General features: G+C 68.1%; 22 protein-coding genes and 1 pseudogene. 8 read left to right on the top strand and 15 right to left on the bottom strand.

Annotation, left to right across the window (positions count from 1 at the left end; genetic code table 11):
* The first annotated feature begins 87 nt into the window (after nucleotides 1–87).
* Together OMP44_RS12470 and OMP44_RS12465 are read left to right on the top strand one after the other, a co-directional pair.
* Nucleotides 88–963, top strand: a complete 876-nt coding sequence (locus tag OMP44_RS12470; protein ID WP_280308552.1) for a LysR substrate-binding domain-containing protein — start codon at nucleotides 88–90, stop codon at nucleotides 961–963.
* A gap of 107 nt (nucleotides 964–1,070) precedes the next feature.
* Nucleotides 1,071–1,421, top strand: coding sequence for a VOC family protein (locus OMP44_RS12465; RefSeq protein WP_280308550.1), 351 nt, complete (start codon nucleotides 1,071–1,073; stop codon nucleotides 1,419–1,421).
* 1,102 nt (nucleotides 1,422–2,523) lie between these two features.
* Here the strand turns inward: OMP44_RS12465 and OMP44_RS12460 are convergent.
* Nucleotides 2,524–2,892 (bottom strand): YgdI/YgdR family lipoprotein, encoded by a 369-nt coding sequence (locus OMP44_RS12460; protein WP_133861560.1) that lies wholly within the window; start codon nucleotides 2,890–2,892, stop codon nucleotides 2,524–2,526.
* Nucleotides 2,893–3,158: 266 nt separating this feature from the next.
* On the opposite strand from OMP44_RS12460, the gene OMP44_RS12455 reads away from it, so the two are divergent.
* Nucleotides 3,159–4,403, top strand: a complete 1,245-nt coding sequence (locus OMP44_RS12455) for an MFS transporter (protein WP_280308547.1) — start codon at nucleotides 3,159–3,161, stop codon at nucleotides 4,401–4,403.
* On the opposite strand, the gene OMP44_RS12450 is transcribed toward OMP44_RS12455, so the two are convergent.
* The 7 genes from OMP44_RS12450 to OMP44_RS12420 form a co-directional block, all read right to left on the bottom strand.
* Nucleotides 4,381–5,292 carry a LysR substrate-binding domain-containing protein gene (locus OMP44_RS12450; protein ID WP_280308544.1) on the bottom strand — a complete coding sequence of 304 codons (912 nt, stop codon included), beginning with the start codon at nucleotides 5,290–5,292 and terminating at the stop codon, nucleotides 4,381–4,383. The two genes, OMP44_RS12455 and OMP44_RS12450, sit on opposite strands and share 23 nt — an antisense overlap.
* Nucleotides 5,293–5,488: 196 nt before the next feature.
* Nucleotides 5,489–6,112: an isochorismate family cysteine hydrolase YcaC gene (ycaC, locus tag OMP44_RS12445; protein ID WP_059313433.1), complete on the bottom strand. Its 624-nt coding sequence runs from the start codon at nucleotides 6,110–6,112 to the stop codon at nucleotides 5,489–5,491.
* Nucleotides 6,113–6,160: 48 nt separating this feature from the next.
* A complete protein-coding gene (locus tag OMP44_RS12440) occupies nucleotides 6,161–7,756 on the bottom strand; it encodes an MFS transporter (RefSeq protein ID WP_280308540.1) in 1,596 nt (531 codons plus the stop codon).
* 12 nt (nucleotides 7,757–7,768) lie between these two features.
* The gene (locus tag OMP44_RS12435) at nucleotides 7,769–9,610 is read right to left on the bottom strand and encodes an amidohydrolase (protein WP_280308538.1); all 1,842 of its coding nucleotides are present in this window, start codon (nucleotides 9,608–9,610) and stop codon (nucleotides 7,769–7,771) included.
* A 52-nt stretch (nucleotides 9,611–9,662) separates the two neighbouring features.
* The gene (locus OMP44_RS12430) at nucleotides 9,663–10,481 is read right to left on the bottom strand and encodes an alpha/beta fold hydrolase (protein WP_280308536.1); all 819 of its coding nucleotides are present in this window, start codon (nucleotides 10,479–10,481) and stop codon (nucleotides 9,663–9,665) included.
* Nucleotides 10,478–11,107 (bottom strand): antibiotic biosynthesis monooxygenase, encoded by a 630-nt coding sequence (locus OMP44_RS12425; RefSeq protein WP_187980422.1) that lies wholly within the window; start codon nucleotides 11,105–11,107, stop codon nucleotides 10,478–10,480. Before OMP44_RS12425 ends, OMP44_RS12430 begins: the two co-directional genes overlap by 4 nt.
* Nucleotides 11,104–11,529 carry a DoxX family protein gene (locus OMP44_RS12420; RefSeq protein WP_187980423.1) on the bottom strand — a complete coding sequence of 142 codons (426 nt, stop codon included), beginning with the start codon at nucleotides 11,527–11,529 and terminating at the stop codon, nucleotides 11,104–11,106. Before OMP44_RS12420 ends, OMP44_RS12425 begins: the two co-directional genes overlap by 4 nt.
* A gap of 296 nt (nucleotides 11,530–11,825) precedes the next feature.
* Here OMP44_RS12420 and OMP44_RS12415 point away from each other — a divergent pair, with 296 nt between their 5' ends.
* A complete protein-coding gene (locus tag OMP44_RS12415) occupies nucleotides 11,826–12,233 on the top strand; it encodes a DoxX family protein (protein ID WP_187980424.1) in 408 nt (135 codons plus the stop codon).
* A 36-nt stretch (nucleotides 12,234–12,269) separates the two neighbouring features.
* Here the strand turns inward: OMP44_RS12415 and OMP44_RS12410 are convergent, their stop codons facing one another.
* Nucleotides 12,270–13,190, bottom strand: coding sequence for a LysR family transcriptional regulator (locus OMP44_RS12410; RefSeq protein WP_133861569.1), 921 nt, complete (start codon nucleotides 13,188–13,190; stop codon nucleotides 12,270–12,272).
* Between the two features lie 97 nt (nucleotides 13,191–13,287).
* On the opposite strand from OMP44_RS12410, the gene OMP44_RS12405 reads away from it, so the two are divergent.
* The 4 genes from OMP44_RS12405 (at nucleotide 13,288) to OMP44_RS12390 (ending at nucleotide 16,620) form a co-directional block, all read left to right on the top strand.
* Nucleotides 13,288–14,514 (top strand): MFS transporter, encoded by a 1,227-nt coding sequence (locus OMP44_RS12405; RefSeq protein ID WP_280308530.1) that lies wholly within the window; start codon nucleotides 13,288–13,290, stop codon nucleotides 14,512–14,514.
* Between the two features lie 159 nt (nucleotides 14,515–14,673).
* Nucleotides 14,674–15,396, top strand: a complete 723-nt coding sequence (locus OMP44_RS12400) for a pirin family protein (RefSeq protein ID WP_133861571.1) — start codon at nucleotides 14,674–14,676, stop codon at nucleotides 15,394–15,396.
* Between the two features lie 80 nt (nucleotides 15,397–15,476).
* Entirely contained in the window at nucleotides 15,477–16,064 is a 588-nt protein-coding gene (locus tag OMP44_RS12395) for a DedA family protein (protein WP_133861572.1), read from the top strand.
* A gap of 115 nt (nucleotides 16,065–16,179) precedes the next feature.
* Nucleotides 16,180–16,620, top strand: a complete 441-nt coding sequence (locus OMP44_RS12390; RefSeq protein WP_133861573.1) for a helix-turn-helix domain-containing protein — start codon at nucleotides 16,180–16,182, stop codon at nucleotides 16,618–16,620.
* Nucleotides 16,621–17,238: 618 nt separating this feature from the next.
* Here the strand turns inward: OMP44_RS12390 and OMP44_RS12385 are convergent.
* The 6 genes and pseudogenes from OMP44_RS12385 to uvsE form a co-directional block, all read right to left on the bottom strand.
* Nucleotides 17,239–17,934: pseudogene (locus OMP44_RS12385) on the bottom strand (winged helix-turn-helix domain-containing protein); the annotation flags it as partial.
* Nucleotides 17,935–18,116: 182 nt separating this feature from the next.
* Nucleotides 18,117–19,070, bottom strand: a complete 954-nt coding sequence (locus OMP44_RS12380; protein ID WP_273861895.1) for a GlxA family transcriptional regulator — start codon at nucleotides 19,068–19,070, stop codon at nucleotides 18,117–18,119.
* A 217-nt stretch (nucleotides 19,071–19,287) separates the two neighbouring features.
* Nucleotides 19,288–20,406, bottom strand: coding sequence for a metallophosphoesterase (locus tag OMP44_RS12375; RefSeq protein WP_280308523.1), 1,119 nt, complete (start codon nucleotides 20,404–20,406; stop codon nucleotides 19,288–19,290).
* 98 nt (nucleotides 20,407–20,504) lie between these two features.
* Nucleotides 20,505–21,797: an NTP/NDP exchange transporter gene (locus tag OMP44_RS12370; protein WP_280308520.1), complete on the bottom strand. Its 1,293-nt coding sequence runs from the start codon at nucleotides 21,795–21,797 to the stop codon at nucleotides 20,505–20,507.
* Entirely contained in the window at nucleotides 21,798–22,715 is a 918-nt protein-coding gene (locus tag OMP44_RS12365) for an aldo/keto reductase (protein WP_280308517.1), read from the bottom strand.
* A gap of 295 nt (nucleotides 22,716–23,010) precedes the next feature.
* On the bottom strand, nucleotides 23,011–24,087 hold the full coding sequence (gene uvsE / locus OMP44_RS12360) for a UV DNA damage repair endonuclease UvsE (protein ID WP_280308514.1): 1,077 nt from the start codon (nucleotides 24,085–24,087) through the stop codon (nucleotides 23,011–23,013).
* Between the last annotated feature and the right edge of the window lie 311 nt (nucleotides 24,088–24,398).

Below are 24,398 nucleotides of genomic sequence, written 5' to 3'. Positions count from 1 at the left end.
AGGGAAAGGCTGGTCAGTATCGGACAACGGCAGCCATCGGTTAAATGAATCGTTAAGATGGTTTCGATCTCATTTCAAGATAGCGCCATGAACCTCAAGCAACTGGAATTCGCCGTCGCCCTGGCCGAGGAGCGCCAGTTCACCCGCGCTGCCGAGCGTTGCCATGTGGTGCAGTCGGCGCTCAGTCACCAGATCGCCCGCCTGGAAGCCGAACTGGGTGCCACCCTGTTCGAACGCCTGCCGCGGCAGGTGCGCCTCACCCCCGCCGGCGAAGCGCTGCTGGTCCAGGCGCGGCAGGCGCTGGCCGCGGTGGAAAGGCTGCAGCAGGACGTGGCCGCCGCGATCGGCGCCATTCGCGGCACCCTGACACTGGGCCTGATCTCCTCGGTGCCACGCCTGGATATCGTCGAGTTGCTGGCCACCTTCCATGCCCGCCATCCCCAGGTGGACATCCGCCTGCGCCAGGACAAGAGCGAGACGCTGCTGACGGCGGTGCGCGAGCGACAACTGGATTTCGCCCTGATCGGCCTGTCGCGCCAGGTGGCCCTGGAGGCGGTGGCCAGCCGCCTGCTGCTCAGCGAGGAGCTGGTGGCGGTGCTGCCGGCCGCGCACGCCCTGGCGGGGCGGGAAAGGCTGTCGCTGCACGAGCTGGTGGATCTGCCGCTGGTGGACCTGCCCGCCGGCAGCGGCGCCCGGCAGCAGACCGACGAGGCCTTCGCCGCCCTGGGCCTGCCTCACCGGGTGCGTTTCGAGACGGGCAACATGCAGTTGCTGGAACGCTTCGTCGGCCGTGGCCTGGCGATCGGCCTGGTACCTCAGAGTATCGCCAGCACCTTTGCCGGCCTGGCCCGGGTGCCGGTCAGCGATGCCCCGCAGCGCAACGTCCATGCCATCTGGTCGCCGCTGCCGACGCCGGCGACGCGGGAATTTCTCAAGGTCCTGGAAGAGGCGCTGGTGGACTAGCCCGCGCTCACTGGCCGGCGGTGCCGCCATTAAGGCGATACGCGAGTGACTGCCTGGCGACAGCGGCTTGCTAAGCTGTCAGGCCCTTACCGCCAGAGATTTCGTCCATGCAGATCACGCGCATCGTACCGAACATCGCCACCGAGCAATTGGCCGCCGCCAGGGTCTTTTACGGCGAGTTGCTGGGGCTGACGCTGGCGATGGACCACGGCTGGATCCTGACCTTCTTCGGCGCGGGCCAGGCCAGTCCCCAGGTCAGTTTCGCGGTGGAGGGTGGCTCGGGCACGCCGGTGCCGGAGTTGTCGCTGGAAGTCGATGACCTGGACGAGGTCTTGCGTCGACTGGCCGGCGCGGGCTACGTGCCGGAGTACGGTCCGGTGACGGAACCCTGGGGCGTGAGGCGCTTCTTTGTCCGCGATCCCGGTGGACGGCTCCTGAATTTTCTTGAGCACGCTTGAGGACTGACCGCCGTCCGCTCGCCTGGTTGTCCGCCGGTGCGACCGCGCCTTGAGGCCCGCGTAGGTTGGGTTGAGCGTAGCGAAGCCCAACATTGCCCAAGGCTGAACCTCCCCGTTGGGCTTCGACGATGGAGCCGTCTCAACCCAACCTACGGGTCTGCTCGCGTGGTGGTCCGCCGATGCGACCGCGGCTAAGAACCCGCGTAGGTTGGGTTGAGCGCAGCGAAGCCCAACATTGCCCAAGGCTGAACCTCCCGGTTGGGCTTCGACGATGGAGCTGTCTCAACCCAACCTGCGGGTCTGCTCGTCTGGTGGTCCGCCGATGCGACCGCGTCTTGAGGCCCACGTAGGTTGGGTTGAGCGCAGCAAAGCCCAACATTGCCCAAGGCTGAACCTCCCCGTTGGGCTTCGACGATGGAGCTGTCTCAACCCAACCTGCGGGTCTGCTCGTCTGGTGGTCCGCCGATGCGACCGCGTCTTGAGGCCCACGTAGGTTGGGTTGAGCGCAGCGAAGCCCAACATTGCCCAAGGCTGAACCTCCCCGTTGGGCTTCGACGATGGAGCTGTCTCAACCCAACCTGCGGTCTATCGCAGCCATGGCCAGAGCCTTTTCCAGGGGTGACGTCGCTGTGCAGGGCGTGCCCTCACCCCGACCCTCTCCCGGAGGGAGAGGGGGTTGTTCGAGCAGGCATTCAGCTCTATCGGAGCCGTAGCCTGGAAAACGGCGCAGCCTTTTCCGGGAGTGACTTCAGTGTGCGGGGCGTGCCCTCACCCCGACCCTCTCCCGGAGGGAGAGGGGGTTGTTCGAGCAGGCGTTCAGCTCTATCGGAGCCGTAGCCTGGAAAACGGCGCAGCCTTTTCCGGGAGTGACTTCAGTGTGCGGGGCGTGCCCTCACCCCCGACCCTCTCCCGGAGGGAGAGGGGGCTGTTCGAGCAGGCGTTCAGCTCTATCGGAGCCGTAGCCTGGAAAGCGGCGTAGCCTTTTCCAGGAATGACGTCGTTGTGCGGGGAGCGCCTTCACCCCAACCCTCTCATAGAGGGAGAGGAGAACCGAGCAGGTGTTCAGCCGCTGTGAAACGCTCGACAGCCTGCCGACCTGCCCTCAACCCTCGCTAACCGGCAGCCGGCGGACGAAGGTGCCCACCCGCCAGGCCAGCTGCTCGCCCTGGCACTGCACCAGCAGATTGCGTACCGGATAGGACTGGCCGGCAATGCTGGCCTCGGCTTCCGCCTCGCTGGCGCCGTCAAGGTGGTTGCGGGCCAGCACCTGATAGCTGCCGGTGGCGCAACGCTCGGCAGCTTCGCCCGCGCAGCCGGACCAGCTGCCGAATACCCCGTTGCACTGCACCAGGTAGGCGGTGCGGCCATCCTGCAGGTAGGCGGTGTGGGAGCTGGCACAGCCGGCCAGGAGGGCGAGCGAGCCGGCGCAGGCCAGCAGGCGGAGGGTATTGCGAAGGGCGGCGAGGGACATGGGAGTGGCTCCAAACAATATGGAGCCATCGTAAGAAGCCAACGCCCTCGTCCATAAATCGTACCGGCGGATAGCGCTTATCGACGCGGCTGATGGTGCCCCCGGACGTCTCCGGTCAGGCGCGGACTTTTGTGATGCTCACCTTAAGGTTCTCGTAAGCGCTCCGGGGAGAGGCTAGCGATACAACCACTACAACCAAGGCTGCCTCCCCACTGACCCCGCGAGCCGCCAGGGCGTCGACAGCCCTTCGAGCAAGGAGATTGGCCATGTCTACCTGGACTTCTACACAGCGCAACGTGGCCTTCGCCACCTTTGCCAGCTGGACGATGGATGCATTCGACTTCTTCATCCTGGTCTTCGTCCTCAGCAACCTGTCGACGTATTTCCACAACTCGGTGACCGATGTCTCCCTGTCGATCATGCTGACCCTGGCGGTGCGTCCGATAGGCGCCCTGATCTTCGGGCGCCTGGCCGAGCGGCATGGGCGCCGGCCGATTTTGATGCTCAACATCGTGCTGTTCTCGGTGTTCGAGCTGCTGTCCGCCTGGTCGCCGACCTTCATGGCGTTCATGGCTTTCCGTCTTCTCTACGGCGTGGCCATGGGCGGGGTCTGGGGCGTGGCTTCGTCGCTGGCGATGGAAACCATCCCCGATCGCGCGCGCGGGCTGATGTCGGGGATCTTCCAGGCCGGCTATCCCTGCGGCTACCTGCTCGCCTCCATCGTCTTCGGCTTGTTCTTCACCACGGTGGGTTGGCGCGGCATGTTCCTGATCGGCGCCCTGCCGGTCCTGCTGCTGCCCTTCATCTACTTCAAGGTGCCGGAGTCGCCGGTGTGGCTGGCCGCGCGCGAGCGCAAGGAGAGTACTGCCCTGCTGCCAATCCTGCGCCAGCACTGGAAGATCTGCCTGTACATGGTGCTGCTGATGGCCTGCTTCAATTTCTTCAGCCACGGCACCCAGGACCTCTATCCCACCTTCCTCAAGGTACAGCACCAGTTCGATGCCCATACCGTGAGTCTGATCGCCATCGGCTACAACATCGCGGCGATGCTCGGCGGCGTGCTCTTCGGTTCGCTGTCGGAACGCATCGGCCGCAAGAAGGCGATCATGCTGGCCGCACTGCTGTCGTTACCGGTCCTGCCGCTGTGGGCCTTCTCCAGCGGCTCCTGGACGCTGGGCATCGGCGCCTTCCTGATGCAATTCATGGTGCAGGGCGCCTGGGGCGTGGTGCCCAGCTATCTCAACGAACTGGTGCCGGGCAATGTGCGCGCCGTGCTGCCGGGCTTCGTCTACCAGATGGGCAACCTGCTGGCCTCGGTCAACGCTACCCTGCAGGCGCATATCGCGGCGGCCCACGGCGGCAACTATGGCCTGGCCATGGCGCTGGTGGCAGGCACCGTGGCGGTGCTGATCATCCTCTTCGTGGCCTTCGGCAAGGAGACCCGTGGCATGCAGATTTCCGGAGCGGTGGCCGAGCAGCCGGCTGGGCTCACGCAGCCGGGTCGCCCATGAATCTGATGATCTCGCCGCGCAGCCAGCGCTCGCCCGGGTCCTGGTCCTGGGCCGCGCGCCAGACCAGCGACAGCTTGGCCGGAACGATGGGAAACGGTGGTTGCTCGATGCGCAGGCCGCCGCCCGCAGCCAGCGCCCGGGCGGCGTAGTCGGGCACCGTGGCGAGCAATTCGCTGCCGGCCAGCAGGGCGCCGAGACCGTTGAAGTGGGGCACGCCCAGGGCCACCTTGCGACTGCGGCCGAGGCGCGCCAGGTCGTCGTCGATGTTGCCGCAGAGATCGCCGGACATGGACACCAGCACATGGGGCCGCGCGCAATAGTCATCCAGGGTCAGGGGCGCGGGATCGCGGTCGGCGCGCACCACCAGGGCGCGGATGTGCCTCAGGGTGCGGCACCTGGCATTGGCCGGCAGCTGGGTGGTGTAGCTGATGCCCAGGGACACCTCGCCACTGGCCAGCAGCCCGGGCAGCAGCAGGAAGTTGGCGTTGCGCACCACCAGCACGCAGTGCGGCGCCACCTCGCGCAGATGGGCCAGCAGCGGCGGCAGCAGGCCGCACTCGACATCGTCGGACATGCCCAGGCGAAACACCGCGCGACTGGCGCCGGGGTCGAAGTCGTCGACCTCGCTGAGGGCATTTGACAGGCCGTCCAGCGCCGGGCGCAGCCGTTCGAGAATGGCCAGGGCCCGCGGCGTGGGCTCCATCGCCCGCCCACTGCGCACCAGCAGCGGATCGTCGAAGAATTGCCGCAGGCGCACCAGGGCGGCACTGATGGCCGGCTGGCCGAGAAAGAGCTTTTCCGCGGTGCGGGTGAGATTGCGCTCGTGCATCAGGCTTTCGAACACCACCAGCAGGTGCAGGTCGATGCGGCGCAGGTCGTTGCGGTTCACGGCATCCCTCCGCGAAGGTCAGGCGCCGGGAGGGGCGCCTGACTGTCGTTACCTTAGAGTCTGTTCAAAGTCTCGCGAGCTAGAGCCAAACAAGGCGAAGAGGCCTGAGGAAGCGGAGTTTACAAATAGTAAATGAGCATTCCGAAGGCCTCTTCAACGCCGTTTGGCCGACGCGCAGCAGACTTTGGATAGGCTCTTACTTGGCGGCCAGCTTGGCGTAGCTCGTCATCAGGTTGCGGTAGTTGGGGATGTGGTTGGACAGCAGAGCGCCCAGGCCCTCGATGTCGTTGCGCCAGTCGCGGTGCAGCTCGCAGGCCACGCTGAACCAGTTCATCAGCTGCACGCCAGCGGCGCTCATGCGTGCCCAGGCGGCCTGTTGCACGGTCTTGTCGAAGGTGCCGGAGGCATCGGTCACCACGAAGACGTCAAAGCCTTCGGCGATGGCCGCCAGGGCCGGGAAGGTCACGCAGACGTCGGTCACCACGCCGGCGATGATCAGCTGCTTGCGGCCGGTGGCCTTGATGGCGGCGACGAAGTCTTCGTTGTCCCAGGCGTTGATCTGGCCGGGGCGGGCGATGTACGGCGCCTCGGGGAACAGCTCGACCAGCTCGGGCACCAGCGGGCCGTTGGGGCCCTGCTCGAAGCTGGTGGTGAGGATGGTGGGCAGGCCGAAGAACTTGGCGCTGTTGGCCAGGGCCAGGACGTTGTTCTTGAAGTCGCTGGGTGTGAAATCCTGGACCAGCGAGATCAGACCGGCCTGGTGGTCGATCAGCAGGACGACGGCATCGTTCTTGTCGAGACGGTTGTAGGGCTTGCTCATGGTGGAGTCCTCAGGGAGTGGTTTGGGGGTTGCGGGTGAAGGGCGGCATCAGGCGCCGCCCAGGAGATGGCGAATGGCGACGGGTACGCCGGGGGTCTGGTACTGGCGCGCCGCCGCTTCCAGGCGCTGTTCGCCCTGGGTGACGCGGTGGTGGTGGCGCAGGTGTTCCAGCCAGGATTCGTCGCAGAAGAATTCCTGCCAGCGGCGCGGCTCGGCGCTGTCCTGCAGCAGCGCCCAGGAGAAGGCGCCGTTGCGCCGGCGCATGGCGCCCACCGCCTGCATGGCCTGGCGAAAGGCCGGACCATGCTCGGGGGCGATGTCGTACTCCAGGGTGACCATCACCGGGCCGCGCTCGCGATCCAGGGAGTCGTCGAGGATCGGCGCCGGCCAGTGCAGCGAAGGGGCGATATCGGCGGCCGGGGTGACCGGCAGACGCAGGCGCCAGGTCACCCCGATGCCGGCCAGCAGCACCCCGGCCGCCGCGCTCAGGGCAAGACTCAGGGAGAAGTGACTGGCCAGGGCGCCCCAGAGCAAGCCGCCCAGGGCGCTGGTGCCAAAGAACACCAGGATGTAGACGGCCAGGGCACGGGCGCGCACCCAGGTGGGCACGGCGGTCTGGGCCGCCACCTGCAGACTAGAGAGCACGGCGATCCAGGCCAGGCCGCTGACCAGCATGACCGGCAGCAGCCAGGCGAAGTCGCGAATCCAGGCAAGGCCGAGCAGCACGCCGGCATAGAGCGCACTGGCACCCGCCACCAGCAGGTCGCTGGACAGCCGTTCGCGCAGCCGCGGCAGGAGCATGGCGCCGCCGATGGCACCCAGGCCGACGCACCCGAGCAGGATGCCGAAATCCAGGGCGGTACCCTGCAGGGCCTGGCGCACCAGCAGTGGCAACAGGGCCATGCCGGCGCTGGCGCCGAGGAAAAACGCGGCGGTCCGGGCCAGCACCACCTGCAGCTGGAGCGAGCTGCGGGCATAGCGGAGGCCGACCCGGACGGCGCCCAGCAGGCGCTCCGCGGGCAGCACGGCGGCTGCAGGTTGGCGTCGCCAGGTCAGGAGCGCGACGATCACGGCAAGGAAGGAAACGGCATTGAGGGCGAAGGTCAGCCAGGGACCGGCCAGGCTGACCAGCACCCCGGCGAGCGCCGGGCCGAGGGCACGGGCCACGTTCATGCCCAGGCTGGACAGGGCGATGGCCGCGGGCAACTCGCTTTTATCGACCAGCTCGGGGGTCAGCGCCGACCAGGCCGGCAGCATCAGCGCCGTGCCCACGCCCATGGCCAGGGTCAGGCCCAGCAGCAGCGGCACGGTCATCCAGCCGGCCAGGGTCAGCCCGGCCAGAGCCAGGGCTACCGCGGCCATCCACAGCTGCACGCCGAGCAGGTAGCGCCGGCGGTCGACGATGTCGGCCAGGGCGCCGGCCGGCAGTGCCAGCAAGAACATCGGCAGCGCCCCCGCCACCTGGACCAGGGCCACCGCCAGGGGGCTGGCCGACAACGAGGTCATCAACCAGCCGGCGCCCACCTCGTGCATCCAGGTACCGATGTTGGAGGCGATGCTGGCCAGCCACAGCCAGCGGAAGGTGCGCTGACGCAGGGGCTGCCAGGGCGAGGCGGTGGTGGAAGTCAGGGCGGCGGCGGTCATGGCGGACGCTCCTCAGAAGCTGAAGCAGGAGCAGCCGAAGGCGCCCCAGAAGCCACTGAAGTCGCTGACCGGCACCCGGCTCTGGCGCGCCCGCTCATGGCCGTGGCCATGCACGGAACAGGCGCCGGCGCACTGGTGCACGGCGGCCTGCAGGGGCGCGCCGGGCTTCCAGTGGCCGGGCACCTTGACCACCGGCGACCAGTCCGGGGTGACCGGCAAGGGCGGCGGACCCAGGCGATCGAATTCCTCGGCGCCATGGACGATACGACCACCGACCACGGTCAGCACCGACTCCAGGTGCTTGATGGCCTCTTCCTCGACCGTGAAGAAGTCCGCCGAGAGCACCGCCACATCGGCCAGCTGGCCTACCCGCAGCTGGCCCTTCTTGCCCTGTTCCGAGGAGAACCAGGCGCTGCCCTGGGTGAACAGCTGCAGGGCGGTGGCCCGTGGCAGGCCTTCCTGGTAGAGCGCCAGGCCGCCGACGGTACGGCCGCTGACCAGCCAGTACAGCGAGGTCCAGGGGTTGTAGCTGGAGACGCGGGTGGCATCGGTCCCCGCCCCTACCGGTACGCCTTCGGCGAGCATCCGCTGGATCGGCGGGGTCTGCTCGGCGGCCTGGGCACCATAGCGGTCGACGAAGTATTCGCCCTGGAAGGCCATGCGGTCTTGGATGGCGATGCCGCCGCCGAGGGCCTTGACCCGCTCGATGTTGCGCGGACTGATGGTCTCGGCGTGGTCGAAGAACCAGGGCAGCCCGTTGAAGGGCACGTCGCGATTGACACGTTCGAAGACGTCGAGCATGCGCGAGATGGATTCGTCGTAGGTGGCGTGCAGGCGGAACGGCCAGCGCTGCTCCACCAAGTGACGCACCACCGGTTCCAGATCGGCCTCCATGGTGGGCGGCAGGTCCGGGCGCGGTTCGAGGAAGTCCTCGAAGTCGGCCGCGGAGAAGGCCAGCATCTCGCCGGCGCCGTTGTGGCGGAGGAAGTCGGTGCCCTGGTGCAGGGTGACGCTGCTGGTCCAGTTCCTGAAGTCGGTCAGCTCTTCCTTGGGCCGCTGGGTGAAGAGGTTGTAGGCGATGCGCACGGTGAGCTGGTCGGCATCGGCCAGTTCCTGGATCACCTGGTAGTCGTCCGGGTAGTTCTGGAAGCCACCGCCGGCGTCGATGGCGCTGGTCAGGCCCAGGCGATTGAGCTCGCGCATGAACTGGCGAGTGGAGTTGACCTGGTATTCCAGCGGCAGCTTGGGCCCCTTGGCCAGGGTGGCGTAGAGGATCATGGCATTGGGTCGGGCGATGAGCATGCCGGTGGGCTCGCCGCGGGCATCGCGCTGGATCTCGCCACCTGGCGGATTGGGCGTCTCCTTGGTGTAGCCCACGACACGCAGGGCGGCGCGGTTGAGCAGCGCCCGGTCGTAGAGGTGGAGGATGAACACCGGGGTGTCCGGCGCGGCCTGGTTGAGCTCCTCCAGGGTCGGCAGCCGGCGCTCGGCGAACTGGAATTCGTTCCAACCGCCCACCACCCGCACCCACTGGGGCGCCGGGGTGCGCTCGGCCTGGTCCTTGAGCATGCGCAGGGCATCGGCCAGCGAGGGCACGCCCTCCCAGCGCAGTTCCAGGTTGTAGTTGAGGCCACCGCGGATCAGGTGCAGGTGGGAGTCGTTGAGGCCGGGGATGGCGCGGCGCCCGCGCAGGTCGACCACCTGGGTGCCCGGGCCGCGATGGGCCATGACGTCGCTGTCGCTGCCCACGGCAAGAAAGACGCCGTCCTTGATGGCGACCGCGGTCGCCTCGGGGCGCTCGGGATCGACGGTGTGGAGCTTGCCGTTGTGCAGAATCAGATCGGCGTGTTGCATGTGGCCTCCGGGACCAGGATCAGAAGTCCGGGCGCGAGGCGCCCGGGAAGGCTCAGCGGGCGACGAAGGCCAGCAGGTCGCGGTTCAACTGCTCGGCGTGAGTCACCGCGAAGCCGTGGGGGGCGCCGGCGTACACCTTGAGCTCGGCGCCACGGATCAGCTCGGCGGCCAGCTTGCCGGTGGTCGCGAAGGGCACCACCTGGTCGGCGTCGCCGTGGATCACCAGGGTCGGCACGTCGATCTTGGCCATGTCCGGCCGGAAGTCGGTCTCGGAGAAGGCGGTGACGCAATCCAGGGTGCCTTTCAGCGAAGCCAGCAGGGCGATGTTGAGGGTCTGGGTGAAGACGCCCGCGGAGACCGTCTGGCCCTGGTTGGTGCCATAGAACACCGGGGCGAAGTCGGCGAGGAACTGGGCGCGGTCCTTCAGCAGACCACCGCGGATACCGTCGAAGACGCCCTGGTCGACGCCCTGGGGGAAGTCCGGCTTCCGCCCGAACAGCGGGGTGACGGCGCCGAGCAGCGCCAGCTTGGCGACCCGCGCCGAGCCATGGCGCGCCAGGTAGCGGCTGACGTCGCCCCCGCCCATGGAGAAGCCCACCAGGGTGACGTCGCGCAGGTCCAGGTGCTCGATCAGCTCGCCGATGTCGTCGGCGAAGGTGTCGTAGTCGTAGCCATTCCACGGCTGGCCGGAGCGCCCGAAGCCGCGGCGGTCGAAGGCGATGGCGCGATAGCCGTGGCTGGCCAGATGGTGCATCTGGTAGTCCCACATGTCGGCGTCCAGCGGCCAGCCGTGGCTGAACAGCACGGGCTTGCCGCTGCCCCAGTCCTTGAAATAGATCTCGACGCCGTCGCGGGTGGTGAAGGTGCTCATGGTTGCTCGCCTCTGTGGGTGGAAGGAGTGGAAAAGGCGCCCGAGCGGGCGTTGAGCCAGGGCGCGCACAGGCGGCTCACCCTCGGCATGATCAGGAATACCACCAGCGGCACGATGCACAGGGTGATCAGCAGGTTGCTCGGCACAGTGCCGGCCAGCAGCGGATAGCGCGCGAACAGCGGCTGCCACAGTGGTGGGATCAGCATCGTCAGGGGCGCGATGACCAGGTAGGTCAGCACCGCCTGCTTCCAGGCCGGCGGCGGGCGCACGCCGGGGCGCGGCGGGTTGAACCAGAATTCGGCGTCGGCATGCACCTCGGGCGCATCGGCCTCGCGCAGCAGCGGCGCCACCTCGGCGATCAGCGCCTGGCGTTCGGGCGAGGCCAGCCAGGCCTGGAGCTGGTCGACGTCGGCGAAGCGCACCAGGGTGGTGAAGGCGGCGCCCTCCTCCGCCGGCGGGATGACATCCACGCCCAGGTGGCCGCAGGCCGCGCGGGCGGCGGTGACCGCGCGCTGCAGCCAGCGCTGGTAGGCGTCCTGCTGGTCGGCCAGGGGCTGGTGGCGGATCACCAGGGTGACGATGCGGCTGTGGGCCTGCTGCAGGTCCTGCCCGAGTGCGGCACTCATGACAGCGCCCTCGCGAAACCACCCTGGGTGGCTTGACGCCTGGCCAGCCGCGCCTCCAGCGAATAGCGACCCGGCCCGGTGAGCGCCAGGGTGCCGAACAGCACCAGCAGCAGCCAGCCGAACTGGCCTTCTTCCAGGGACCACTGCGGATGCACCACCAGCAGCGCAATCAGCAGCACGCCGAGGATCGGCAGGCAGGCCAGGCGCGTCGCCCAGCCCAGGGCGATCAACAGCGGGCAGACGACCTCGGCGAAAACCGCGAAACCCAGGGTCGGCCAGGCACCCAGGTGCAACGGGTCCTCGATCAAGCCGAGTTGCTGGCGGAAATGCAGCGCCTTGGGCAGACCATGCACCGCCAGGAGCAGTCCGGCGCCACCCAGGCGCAGGAACAAGAGTCCCAGATCCAGTCGCAAGCGTTCCATGGCCCAGCCTCCCGCGAAAAGAATCGGCTGCGAGAAGACCCCGCGCCGTCGATGGAGCGGACTTTCACCCGGACGACGCTGGGCGGCCTTGGACGTCTGTGCTGGTTTTTGTACGCCTGTGCTGTGGCGTGCAGGTGAAAGGATTCAGGTCACAGTACGGATCAGTACGCCGGAAATAGTCAACTCTTGAGAGACTATGAAACGCGGAACGGCTACTTAATCGAATTCAGGGTGGACAGTAACCTGGCCCCATCGCATCCACACCGGATGCCGGACCTCACCAAGGACAGTCGACGATGAACACTCAAGCCCTCACCGCCACCACCGGCCGCCTGCTGCTCGCCAGCCTCTTCCTGTTCAGCGGCGTGGGCAAACTGCTCGCTCCGGCGGCCACCAAGGGCTACATCGCCGCCATGGGCCTGCCCTTCCCGGACCTTGCCTACCTCGGCGCCCTGGCGGTGGAGCTGGGACTCGCCAGCCTGCTGCTGATCGGCTATCGCACCCGGCCGGTGGCGCTGGCCATGGCCGCCTTCACCCTGGTGACTGCCCTGGTGTTCCACCACAACTTCGCCGACCAGAACCAGCTGATCCACTTCCTCAAGAATGTCGCCATCGCCGGTGGCCTGCTGCAGGTGGCCGCCTTCGGCGCCGGGGCCCTGAGCCTGGATGGCCGGCGGCCGGCGCGGTCGGCCCGCCTCGCCTGATCGCCCTCGCTCGATGCGCCCGCCCGATCCTTGCGTTCAGGCGGGCGCTGTCACATCCAGCATCCTGGCGCAGGCCTCGCGCACCAGTTCGAGAAACAGGCGCAGCCGCGCCGGGTAGACGCGGGCATAGGGATAGATGAGATAGAGCGGCAGGGGCGCGGCCTGCCACTCGGGGAGCAGATGGACCAGGCGCCCCGCAGCGACGTCCTCGCGCACCATCCAGTGCGACAGTGCCGCGCAGCCCAGGCCGCGCACCGCGGCATGCCGGGCGACAAAGAGGCTCTCGGTGGCCAGCCGTGGCCGCAAGGGGACCAGCCGGCTTTCGCCAGTGGCGCCCAGCTGCAGGCGCAGTTCGGTCTGGTAGAACTGGGTCATGGCGATCCAGGGCAGCGCCGTCAGCTCCTCGGGTGTCTGCAGGGCGCTCGCCAGCTCCGGCGCCGCCACCAGGATGCGCTGGACGTCGCCCAGGCGCACCGCCACGGTGTCCGGATCCTCCACCACCCCCACCCGGATGGCACAGTCGACGCCATCGGCGACGAAATTCGGTGCCCGGTCGCTGAGCACCCAGTCCACCTGCATCCCCGGATAGCGCCGCAGATAGGTCTCCAGCGGATCGAGCAACTGCTCCTGGCCGAAGGCATGGGGCATCACCACCCGCAGCCGTCCCTCGGGCTCGGCATGGGCGCCGTGCAGGGCGGCGGCGAAGGCCTGCCAATCGCCGAGCAGTTGCTGGGCCTGGCGATAGCAGCGCTGGCCGTCCTCGGTCAGGCGCAGGGCGTGGGTCGAGCGCTGCACCAGGCGCACCTGCAGCGCGGCCTCCAGCGCCTGCAGGCGCCGACTGACGGTGGGCTGGGTAGTGCCGAGCTGGCGTGCCGCCGCCGACAGGCTGCCGGCCTCGACGATGCGCACGAAGGTTTCCAGCAGATCGAGACGATCATGGGTAAAGGTGGTGTTCATACGGCCTACGTATACCCCCTGTACCCGGCGTTCGGCTACAGGTGGCGATGGCTCTGGTGAAGAATGCGTTCATCGTCTTCCCACCGGATGAACCGCCATGACCGACATTCCAATTCCGCATAGCCAGACCTCGCTTCACCGCGGCAGTCTGTCCCCGGCCCTGCTCGGCCTGCTGGCCACCGGCGCCGGGCTGAGCGTGGCCAACCTCTATTACAGCCAGCCGCTGCTCGGCATTCTCGCGGGTGCCCTGCCAGCACCAGCCGCCGACGTGGGACTGATCCCTACCCTTACCCAGCTCGGCTATGCCCTGGGGCTGCTGCTGCTGGCGCCCCTGGGTGATCGCTTCGACCGCCGCCGCATCATCCTGGCCAAGCTGGCCGTGCTGCTGCTGGCATTGCTGGGCGCCAGCCTGGCGCCGGGGCTGCACGGGCTGCTGCTGGCCAGCCTGGTGACCGGGCTGGCCGCCACCGTGGCCCAGGACCTGGTCCCTGCCGCCGCGACCCTGGCGCCGCCGGCCGCGCGCGGGCGCATCGTCGGCACGGTGATGACCGGCCTGCTGCTGGGCATCCTGCTGTCCCGGGTGGTCAGCGGCCTGGTGGGCGAGTGGTTTGGCTGGCGGGCGGTCTATCTGCTCGCCGCCCTGAGCATCGCCGCCATCGGCGTGGCGGTGTGGCGCGGCCTGCCCGCCTTCGCCGCCACCACCCGACTCAGCTATCCGGCCCTGCTCGGCTCCCTGGGCGCGCTCTGGCGCCGGCATGCCGCACTGCGCCGGGCGACCCTGGCGCAAGGCCTGCTGTCGGTGGGCTTCAGTGCCTTCTGGTCGACCCTCGCCCTCTATCTGCACGCCGGGCCCTTCCAGCTGGGCAGCGCCGCCGCCGGCGCCTTCGGCCTGGCCGGTGCTGCCGGTGCCCTGGCCGCGCCCTGGGCCGGCCGCCTGGCGGATCACCATGGCTCGGAATGGGTGACGCGCCTGGGCATCGGCCTGGCGGCCCTGGCCTTCGCCAGCCTGCTCCTGCTGCCCTGGTTGCCGGGCGTGGCCGGTCTGGTACTGCTGGCGCTGGCGACGGTGATCTTCGACCTGGGCGTCCAGGCCACCCTGATCGCCCACCAGGCCCAGGTCTACGGCCTGGAACCCGAGGCGCGCAGCCGGCTCAACGCGGTGCTCTTCACCGGCATGTTCATCGGCATGGCTAGCGGCGCGGCCCTGGGCAGCCTGCTGCTGGCGCGGCTGGGCTGGAGCGGCGTCGCCGGCCTGGCGCTGGCGACCGCTTTGCTGGCGCTGACCGTCCGGCTCTGGCCAGCCGGTCAGCGCCGGGTTCGATAAGCGCGGCGCCGAAGGTGACGCCGGCCAGCCAAGACCATCGTCAACCAAAACAGGACGACCATTCTCCTTCCAGCTCGTTAATCAAACCCGGACGCCACAGTAGGATGACTTCCATGGCGTCGGAACAGACCGCGCCCCACTCAGACAAGGAGCCTCATCATGCTGGCCATTCGTAAAGCTTCCGATCGCGGCGCCGCCAACCACGGCTGGCTCAAGTCCTTCCACACCTTTTCCTTCGCCAGCTATCGCAATCCGGCGGAGCAGGGCTTCTCCGACCTGCTGGTGATCAACGACGACACCGTGACCGGAGGCCAGGGCTTCGGCGAGCATCCGCACCGCGACATGGAGATCTTCTCCTATGTGCTCGAAGGCGCCCTGGAGCACCAGGACAGCCTGGGCACCGGCTCGGTGATTCGCCCTGGTGACGTCCAGCTGATGAGCGCCGGCAGCGGCGTCAGTCACAGCGAGTACAACCACTCGGAGCGCGAGAGCGTGCACTTCCTGCAGATCTGGATCGTGCCCAACGTGCGCCGCGCCGAACCGCGCTACCAGCAGCAGCACTTCAGCGCCGCGGCCAAGCGTGGCCGCCTGGCCCTGATCATCTCGCCGGACGGCGCCGAGGGTTCGCTGGAAGTGCGCCAGGACGCCCGGGTCTACGCCGGTCTGTTCGACGGCAGCGAAGGCGCCACTCTGCAACTGGCCCCCGAGCGCCATGCCTATGTGCACGTCGCCCGCGGCAGCCTGGAACTGAACGGCGTCCTGCTGCAGGCCGGTGACGGCGCCAGGCTGCGCGGCGAGCGCGAACTGCAGCTGGCCCACGGCACCGACGCCGAGGTGCTGGTGTTTGATCTGCGGCCCAACGAACTGCCGCAAATGCCCTGACTACGATTTGCTCGCGAAATCGTAGGCCCTGTTTGCGCTAGGAGGCCGCTCCAACGGCCTCCCCTTGCCGAGAACGCGCCATGAGCACCCAAGCCCTGACCTCCCTGGTGGCCGGTAACGCCACCCTCTGGCTGACGCTGAACGTCTTTGGCGAACAGCTGGGCCTGCCGGTACCGGCCTATCCGTCGCTGGTGGTGATGGGCGCCGCGGCCGATGAAGCCGAATTGCTCCTGGCGCTGCTGGCTACCGTGGCGGTCACCGGCGTGGCCGATCTGCTCTGGTACTGGGCCGGCCGGCGACATGGCGCCTGGCTGTTGCGCCACCTGCCTGGCCACGTCCCGGCGGCTACCCGCCTGCCCGGCCTGCTGCTGGTGGCCAAGTTCGTCCCCGGCGCCGCGGCCCTCGCCACCCTCAGCGCCGGTGCCAGCGCCATGCCCCTGCGGCGCTTCCTGGCCTACGACCTGGGCGGCGCCACCCTGTGGATCGGCTCCGGCCTGGCCCTGGGAAAGCTGTTCGAAGAACACATCCTGGCCCTGCTCGACAGACTCCAGGCCTATGGTCCGGCGCCCCTGCTGATCGCCGGACTGCTCGGCCTCGCCCTGCTGGGCTGGCACCTGCTGGCCCGGCGGCACCCTCGGCCAGCTCCGGCGCGACAGTATTGCGCCTAGAGCGTTGCCGCCTTAACGCTAATTAACGATAGGCAACTCGCACGTCAGACAGCTGCAGGGAATCATTCTCATCCAGACGGTCGCGCGACGCGGCTGGTTTGATAGGGAGAGCGCCATGTCCATGACCGTCGATAGCACCCTGGCTCTATCCAGCACCCGACTGATCGGTTTGGCCGCCTGGCAGGAACGGCTGGCCAAGGAGGTCCTGCTGCAGCATCTGGAGCGCGGTATCAGCGTCAGTCAGGTAGCCTCCGTCTGCGGCCTGTCGCGCAGTCACTTCACCCGCCAGTTCAAGCTCAGTGCCGGGCTCGCTCCACTGGAATGGTTGCGGCAGCAGCGCATCCACCGCGCCCAGCAATTACTCGCCGAGCGCGAATTGCCCCTGGCGGCGATCGCCCTGGAATGCGGCTTCTTCGATCAGGCGCATCTGAGCCGGGTATTCACCCGCGCCATCGGGGTCCCGCCGCTGGCCTGGCAGCAGCAGGCCCTGGAGCGGCGGTTGCTGGCGGAACTGCCGCAGATGCAGCCGCAGCATGGCCAGCAGGCGGTAGCCTAGCGTCGCCCCGCTGCCTTCCACCAGGATCAGCGACTTCTCCACCAGTTGCCCCAGCAGGGGGATGAAGTGCGCCTCCTCCAGCCCGCGCTGCGCCGCCAGCGCCAGGGCCTCGCTGCGACTGAAGCGCTCGCCGGCCTCGGCCAGGGTCGCCAGCACCGCGAATTCCGACTCGCCCAGGCTGTGCAGACTCCAGTCCAGCATGGCGCCGAGACTGCGTTGCCGCTGCGCCGCGGTCCGCCGCCCCTGGACACTGAGGTAGTAGCCGCCTTCGAGTTGCGCCAGCACTCCGTTCAGGCCCTGGGCCGCCACCTGCTCGGCGAGGATCTCCAGCGCCAGGGGCACGCCCTCGCTGCGCCGACAGATCTCGCCGACCAGTTGCACGTCGGCCGGCTGCAGTCGCAGCCCCGGCAGCCGCGCCCGGGCGCGTCGGACGAACAGGCGAAAGGCCGGTTCGCGCATGGCCTCGCGCAGGTGGTGCGAGGATGGATTCGCGATCGGCAACGGTGCCAGGCGCAACACGGCCTCTCCCTCCACCCGCAGGGCCTCGCGACTGGTGACCAGCACCCTGAGCTGCGAACAGCCTTGCAGCAGATTTTCCACCAGCCAGGCCGCCGGCTCGACCAGCCGCTCGGCATTGTCCAGCACCAGCAGCAGGCGGCGAGTGGCCAGGGCTTCCTGCAGCGCCGGCAGACCGCTGCCGCTGGCGAGGCCCAGGTCGCTGGCGAGGCGCTCCACCAGCGCCATCATGTGGCCCAGTGCGGCGAGATCGAGACTCTGTATCCCGTCGGCAAAGTCCTCCGCCAGCACGGGCAGCAGATGCTGGACCAGCAGCGACTTGCCGACACCGCCGGTGCCCACCACCGACACCAGGCGGCGCTGGGCAAGCAACCGGCGCAGTTCGACCAGGCTGGTGTCGCGACCTTCCAGGGGCGTCAGCGGCGGTGACGTCTCGACCAGGGGTATCAGGTCGCCTTCGCCCAGCCGCTCCACCGGCGGCGCGAAGCCGTAGCCGCGCTGGCGGACGCTGAGGATGGGATCGTCGGCGCTGTAGGGGCGCAGCACCCGGCGCAGGGCCGAGATGTGCACCCGCAGATTGATGTCCTCGACGACGCTCCCGGGCCAGACCCTCGTCATCAGGATCTGCTTGTCGACCAGCTCCCCAGGGTGTTCCAGCAGCACCCGCAGGATGTCCAGCGCCCGCCCGCGCAGGGGCAGCACGCGCTCGCCATCGAGCAACAGGCGCCGTCGCGCATCCAGGACCAGGCCGCAGAAGCGGAAGGCACTGGCGTCTTCCAGGGACTTGAGCTCTTGCATGACCATGCCGCGCCACGCCGCCATGGGTCGCCGGGGGTACTCCTTCCCGGCGCCCGCGGGCGTCTGCGCCTCTCCTTAGCCGATAGGTAGGACCATTCTGGCCGCTGCCCAGGCAGGTTGTACGACGATCTACGGCCAGAAGCTGCCATCGATGGGCGTGATACCGCCATCAGCCGCCGATTTCAGCTGAATTGATAGCGGTACTGCGCCGGGGTCAGGCCCAGATGGCTCTGGAAGGCAGCGCGCATGCAGCGGTCGCTGGCGAAGCCGCTGCGAAAGGCCACCGTCTTCAGCGGCAGCTCGGAGGTCTCCAGCAATCCACGGGCGTGATCGATGCGCGCGCGCAGGACGAACTCCAGCGGCGTCATGCCGGTGTCGCGCTTGAACACCCGGGCGAAGTTGCGGGTGCCCATGGTCGCCAGCTCGGCGAGCCGGCTGATCGAATAGGCCTGGTCGATGTTCGCCACGACATGGTGCTGCACCCGGGTGATGGCGGTGGCCGCCTCAGGTTCGTCGAACAGCGGACTGAACTGGGCCTGCTTGCCCTGCCGCTGGGTCACCACCACCAGCACCTTGGCCACCTCCCGGGCGATGGCCTTGCCATGGTCCTCGGCCACCAGCGCCAGCGCCAGGTCGATGCCGGCGGTGACCCCGGCCGAGCTCAGCAGCGGGCCATCGCTCAGGTAGATGTCATCGGCGGTCACCTGGGCACGGGGAAAGCGCCGCGCCAGGCGCTCGCGATAATTCCAGTGGGTGGTCACCCGCCGGCCATCGAGCAGGCCGGCACTGCCCAGCAGAAAGGTACCGGTGCAGACCGCCCCGTAGCGCGCGCACTGCGCGGGCACCTGGCGCAGCCAGGCCGCGACGTCCGGATGGGGCTCCAGATAGGCGCCCGGCCCGCCGGGCACCAGCAGCAGGTCATAGGCCGCGGGCGGCTGCTGGGTGGTGAGCTCCGTGCGTATCGTCATGCCATTGGAACAACGCAGGGTCCGTCGCCGCCCGGCGGCGATGGTCACGATGCGATAGTGGTCAGCCGCGGCCAGATAGCGATTGGCGATGGAAAACACCTCCACCGGCCCGGCGAAATCCAGCATCAGCACCTCGGGGACCAGCAAGAAAGCCACTGTCCTCGTCATGGCGATACATCCTTATCCGTGTAGCAGTTGGTCCTTGAACGCTGGGGCGTCCGGGTGAAAGCAGGGACGAGGATAAGGATCTGTCCCCTGAGGACAAGCAGTGGCAAAAGGCCATCTATCTGCCTTTTGCCTTGCGCGATCAGGGCTCGAAGCGCCCAGGGGCTCTGGGTCGGGATTCCTGGCGTGCCGGATGCGGATACCGCCGCTTCGCCTGCCGCTACCCTTTTCGCAACCTGATCAGGGTGATCTCGCTCGGCGCGCCGAATCGCAGCGGTGGGCCCCAGTAGCCGGTGCCGCGGCTGATGTAGACGGTCAACCGATCCAGGCGGTGGATGCCGGCGACCCAGGGTTGCTGCAGGCGCACGAAGTGCATCCAGGGCCAGAACTGGCCGCCGTGGGTGTGGCCGGAGAGCTGCAGGTCGGCGCCGGCGGCGGCGGCCTTGGGCGCCGAGCGCGGCTGGTGGGCCAGCAGCAGGCGGAACAGCCCTTGCGGGGCGTTGGCGAAGGCGGTCGCGGCGTCGCTGCGGTGGCTCGGCACATAGAGCGGCGCCGAGTAGTCGGTGATGCCGGCCAGTACGAAGGGCGTGCCCTGGTGCTGTAGCACCCGATGCTCGTCGAGCAGCACGGTCAGGCCCTGCTCGCGCCAGGTGCGTACCCAGGCTTCGGCGCCGGAATAGTATTCGTGATTGCCGGTGATGGCATAGGTGCCCAGGCGCGCCTTGAGTTGTTGCAGCGGCAGGAATTCCTGGCGCAGTTCGGCCACCTTGCCGTCCACCAGGTCACCGGTGATGGCCACCAGGTCGGCGTCCAGACCGTTGACCCGCTCGACGATGCGTTGCAGATAGCCGGCCTTGATGGTCGGGCCGATGTGCAGGTCGCTGAGCTGGACGATGCGCAGGCCGTCCAGGCCAGCGGGGAGCGTCGGCAAGGCCACGTCCACCTCTTTGACCTTGGCGGTACGGCGGGCGTTGTAGACGCTGCGCAGCGCCACCAGCAGCACCAGCCCCAGCACCACCCAGGCGCTGCCGACGCGCCAGGCGGCGTCCAGCGGGTGGCCGACCAGGCTGGCGAGCGCCACCACCAGGCCGCGCAGCAGACTGAACACCGCCAGGCTGGAAAACACGCCCATGGCGATCAGCGCCGCCCAGGCCAGCAGGCGCGAGTTCATGTCCCGCGAGCGAAAGCCCAGGGGCACCAGGACGAAGGACAGGATCAGCAGGGCCCAGAACGGCAGCTGGGCGACAGGCGACAGCCCGAGGTTACCGATGACACTGAGGCCGATGAACAGGTGCAGGGCGAACAGGACCAGGTACATCATGGCGCGGGAGCGGAACATGGAGGGCCTTGAGGCAGGAAGAAGGCCTTACCTTAGCACCCTGCAGGGCGCCTCTCGGAGCCCCGGGTTGTTTCCGGCTACAACGATTCAGCCGGTATTCAGCGCCGCTCCGCCTCGTCGGCCTGGGCCGCCTGGTCAGCCCGCCGGCCCAGGTAGAAGCCGAGCCAGGCCCAGAGCGCCGCGCAACCGGCGCCCACCAGCGCCGGCAGCCAGGCGCCATGGCCGAGCAGGTCCAGCAGACTCTTGGCCCAGCCGCTGGCGGCGTCACCGGCGCGATAGACCACGGTGTCGATGAAGTTCTTGGCCTTGTACTGGGTCTCGGCGTCCAGCGGCGCGAAGAGCATCTCGCGGCCCGGGCGGATGAAGGCGTATTCGCCGATCCGCCTGACGATCATCAGCCCCGCCAGCATGGCGAAGGTGGGCAGCAGCGCGAGGCCCAGGAAGCCGATGCACATCAGCAGCGGCACCCCGGCCAGGAGCACCCGCACCCCGAGGCGCTGGGCCAGGCGGCCGGTGATCAGCACCTGGCTGGCCAGGGCGCCGGCCTGGACCACGAAATCCAGCAGGCCGAACACCTGCACCTGACGGGCGCGATCGGGAAACAGCTCGGCCACCAGGCGTGCCTGTTCGAAGTAGAGAAAGGTGCTGACCGTGGCCAGCAGGATGACGAAGGCGCTCACCGCCAGCAGATAGGGGGAGGCCAGCACCCGGGTCAGGCCGCTGAAGGGATTGCCGGCGACCGGGCGCCGCGGGCTTTCGGTCGGTGGCGCCCCTGGCCGCCCGGCGCCCCGGGTCTCGCGCCAGCCCATCAGATAGGCCTTGAGCCTGAGCGCCAGAAGCAGCAGCACGGCGGCCAGCAGCGCCAGGCCCGCCTCGCCGACCCGGGGCGCCAGGGCGGCGGCCAGTACCGGCCCGAGCAGCCCGCCGACACTGGCCCCGGCGGCGATGAAGGCGAACAGCCGCCGCGCCTGGGCGCCGTCGAAGACATCGGCCATCAGACTCCAGGCTACCGAGACCACGAAGAGGTTGTAGACCGATATCCAGACATAGAAGGCACGCGCCAGCCAGACGCTGTCGCCCAGGCTGGCGAAGCAGGCGGCGAACGCCAGCAGGTTGAGCGCGAAGCAGCCGTAGACCCAGTCGACGAAGCGAATCCGCGCCACCCGCGAGTTGAGCCAGGCGAACAGCGGCACGGCGAGCAGCATCACCAGGAAGGTGGCGGTGAACAGCCACTGCAGATTCTCCACGCCACCGGCGATGCCCATGGCCTCGCGGATCGGCCGCAGCATGAAGTAGCCGGCGAACAGGCAGAGAAACAGCGCAAAGCCGGCCAGGGCCGCGGACGACTCGCCGGCGCGGGCGTCGAGGACGCGACCGAGCCAATCCTTCATCTAGGCGAACAGCCCGGCGATGGCCTCACGCTGGCGTGCATCAGGCAGGCGACCGCGACCGGCCTGGAGGTTATCGATCATGTAGCGTGGGTTGCTGGTGGCCGGGATCACCGCGGTCACCGCCGGGTCGGCGAGGATGAACTTGAGCAGCAGTTGCGCCCAGCTGGTCGCGCCCAGTTCAGCGGCCAGGGCTGGCAGCGGCTTGCCACGGGTGCCGGAGAGCAGATTACCGCGCTGGAAGGGGCGATTGATCAGCACGGCGATGCCCTGGTCGCGGCAATAGGGCAGCAGGCGTTTCTCGGCTTCGCGCTCGCCCACCGAATAGTTGAACTGCACGAAGTCGACCTTTTCCTGCTTCAGCGTGGCGAGCAGATCGTCCAGCGCCGCTTCGCGATAGTGGGTGACACCGACATAGCGCACCTTGCCGCCCTGCTGCTGTTCGCGCAGCAGGGCCAGTTGGTTGGCGGTGTCCTGCAGATTGTGCACCTGGACCAGGTCCAGGCGTTCGGTCTGCAGGGCCTTGAAGCTGGCGGCCAGTTGCGCCGCGCCGCGTTCGCGCCCGGTGGACGACACCTTGGTGGCGAGAAAGACCCGCTCGCGAGCCTGGGCCCGCTTCACCAGCTCGCCGGCCACCCGCTCGGAATTGCCATAGCTGGGCGCGGTGTCGATGAGGGTGCCGCCGCCGTCGAGCAACGCCTTGAGTACCTCCTGCAGTGGCGCCAGGGCGGCATCGTTCAGCTCGACATCGAGATTGCCCGAGGTGCCCAGGCCGATGACGGGCAGGGCTTCGCCGCTGAGCGGGATCTTGCGGGTCAGCAACGGCTCGGCGGCCTGGGCGCTCTGCCACAGCCAGGGCGCGGCGGTGACCGCGGCGGCCAGGGCGGTGGTGGTCTGCAGGAAATGGCGACGGGTCGGCATGGCGGGCCTCGCGACGATCGAATTCGGAAGGATGACCCTTGAGTTAAGCGGTTCTTCCAGCCGACCGCCCACCGGGCTCATTGCGGCATGTTGCGAATGAAGGCCCGCCCGTAGGTTGGCGCTGAGCGCAGCGAAGCCCAACGGTGCCCAGGGTTGAAACTCTCCGTTGGGCTTCGACGATGAAGCCGTCTCAGCGCCAACCTACGTACCGAATCCCGTAGCGTGGACAACGGCGAAGCCTTGTCCACTGGTTAGCTCTGACTGCCCAGTGGAAAACGCTGCGCGGTTTTCCGCGCTACGGGTTGGCGGCATCCTGGCCCGCAAGAATCCCGTGATCCGCCGGCGGCAGCGTGCCGTCGCCACCCAGGTAGCGATCGTAGAAATCCCGCACCGTGACGTTCTTGTGCTTGGCCTCGAACATGATGTCGAAGCGGTCGAGAAACTGGCAGGCGTAGCGGTTGCACCAGTCGTTCCACATCATGTCGCTGTGGGCATAGAGCAGCCGCTTGCTGATCTGCTGCAGCAGGAACCTGATGTCGATCCGCTCGCTGGGCGAAACGCCCATTTCCATCAGGGCTTCCGGCGGCTGGGAGTAGTGCATGGCCGGCCGCACGCCGCGCCAGCTGTCGATGATCCTGGCCACCCGTGGCTCCCAGGGATCGATGTAGGCCTCTTCGTGGATCCAGCAGTGGTGGATGTCCAGCACCACCGGGGCGAGATCGGCCAGTTGCAGGCAGTCGTCGACGCCATAGGTCTTTTCATCGTTCTCGAAGGTGATGCAGTTTCGCGCCTCGTTCGACAGGCGCGACCAGATCGCGCGGATGCCGGGCACGCCCAGGCGGCCAGCGATGTGCACATTGCACTTGAAGTCCTGGAATTTCTGGCCGTAGCCCATCAGGCGGATCATGTCGGCGTGGTATTCGAATTCCTTCAGGCTGTTCTCCACCACCTCGGGGCGATCCGAGCCCAGCACGCAGAATTGCCCGGGGTGCAGCGACAGCCGCACATCGCGGCGGCGGGCCAGTTCGCCCAGCCGGCCGAAGCGATCCTCCAGCAACGCCTGGAGCTCCTGGGAACGATAGAAGTAGGCGAATTCGGCGTGGCTGTAGAAGGGCAGCAGATCGCTGCTCAGGCGCAGCATGCGCAGATTGTCCGGCAGGTCGGCGACGTGCTCGACGAATCTCAGCTGGGCATCCAGGTTGTGGGTGACCACGTCCAGCAACTTGGCCTCGGCGGCGGCGCGTTCGACGCTGCCGAGCCAGCGCAGGGTAGTGGTGCGGGTATTGAAGGCCCGCTCGACCTGCTCCAGCGCCTTGAGCGACAGACTGCGCTCGGGATGACGGTACATGCAGGCAAAGCCGATTCGATACATGGGACGCTCGGTACAAGGACTATAGGGATTAGTCCGCGCGGCGCCGTCTGGGTGCGGGTGGGGTGATGGGTGGAGGGGGCTTGGCGTCTGGCGTCCGGGTTTGCCCTCACCCCGGCCCTCTCCTAGGGGGAGAGGGGCTGGCCTGGCAGCAGGGCTTAGCTATGGGTGCTCAGGGCTATCGCGGCCATGGCGGTCCGCCGATGCGGTCGATTGGGTTTGGTTTATCGCGGCCATGGGCCGCTCCTACAGGCTCGGGTTTAGTGTAGGAGCGGCCCATGGCCGCGATCGAGCCCCTACCCCGGCCCCGGCCC

The organism is Pseudomonas flavocrustae, from assembly GCF_029872515.1.
Lineage (GTDB): Bacteria > Pseudomonadota > Gammaproteobacteria > Pseudomonadales > Pseudomonadaceae > Chryseomonas > Chryseomonas aestiva.
The sequence above is the reverse complement of the archived record's forward strand: the minus strand, read 5'-3'. Positions and strand labels throughout refer to the sequence as shown.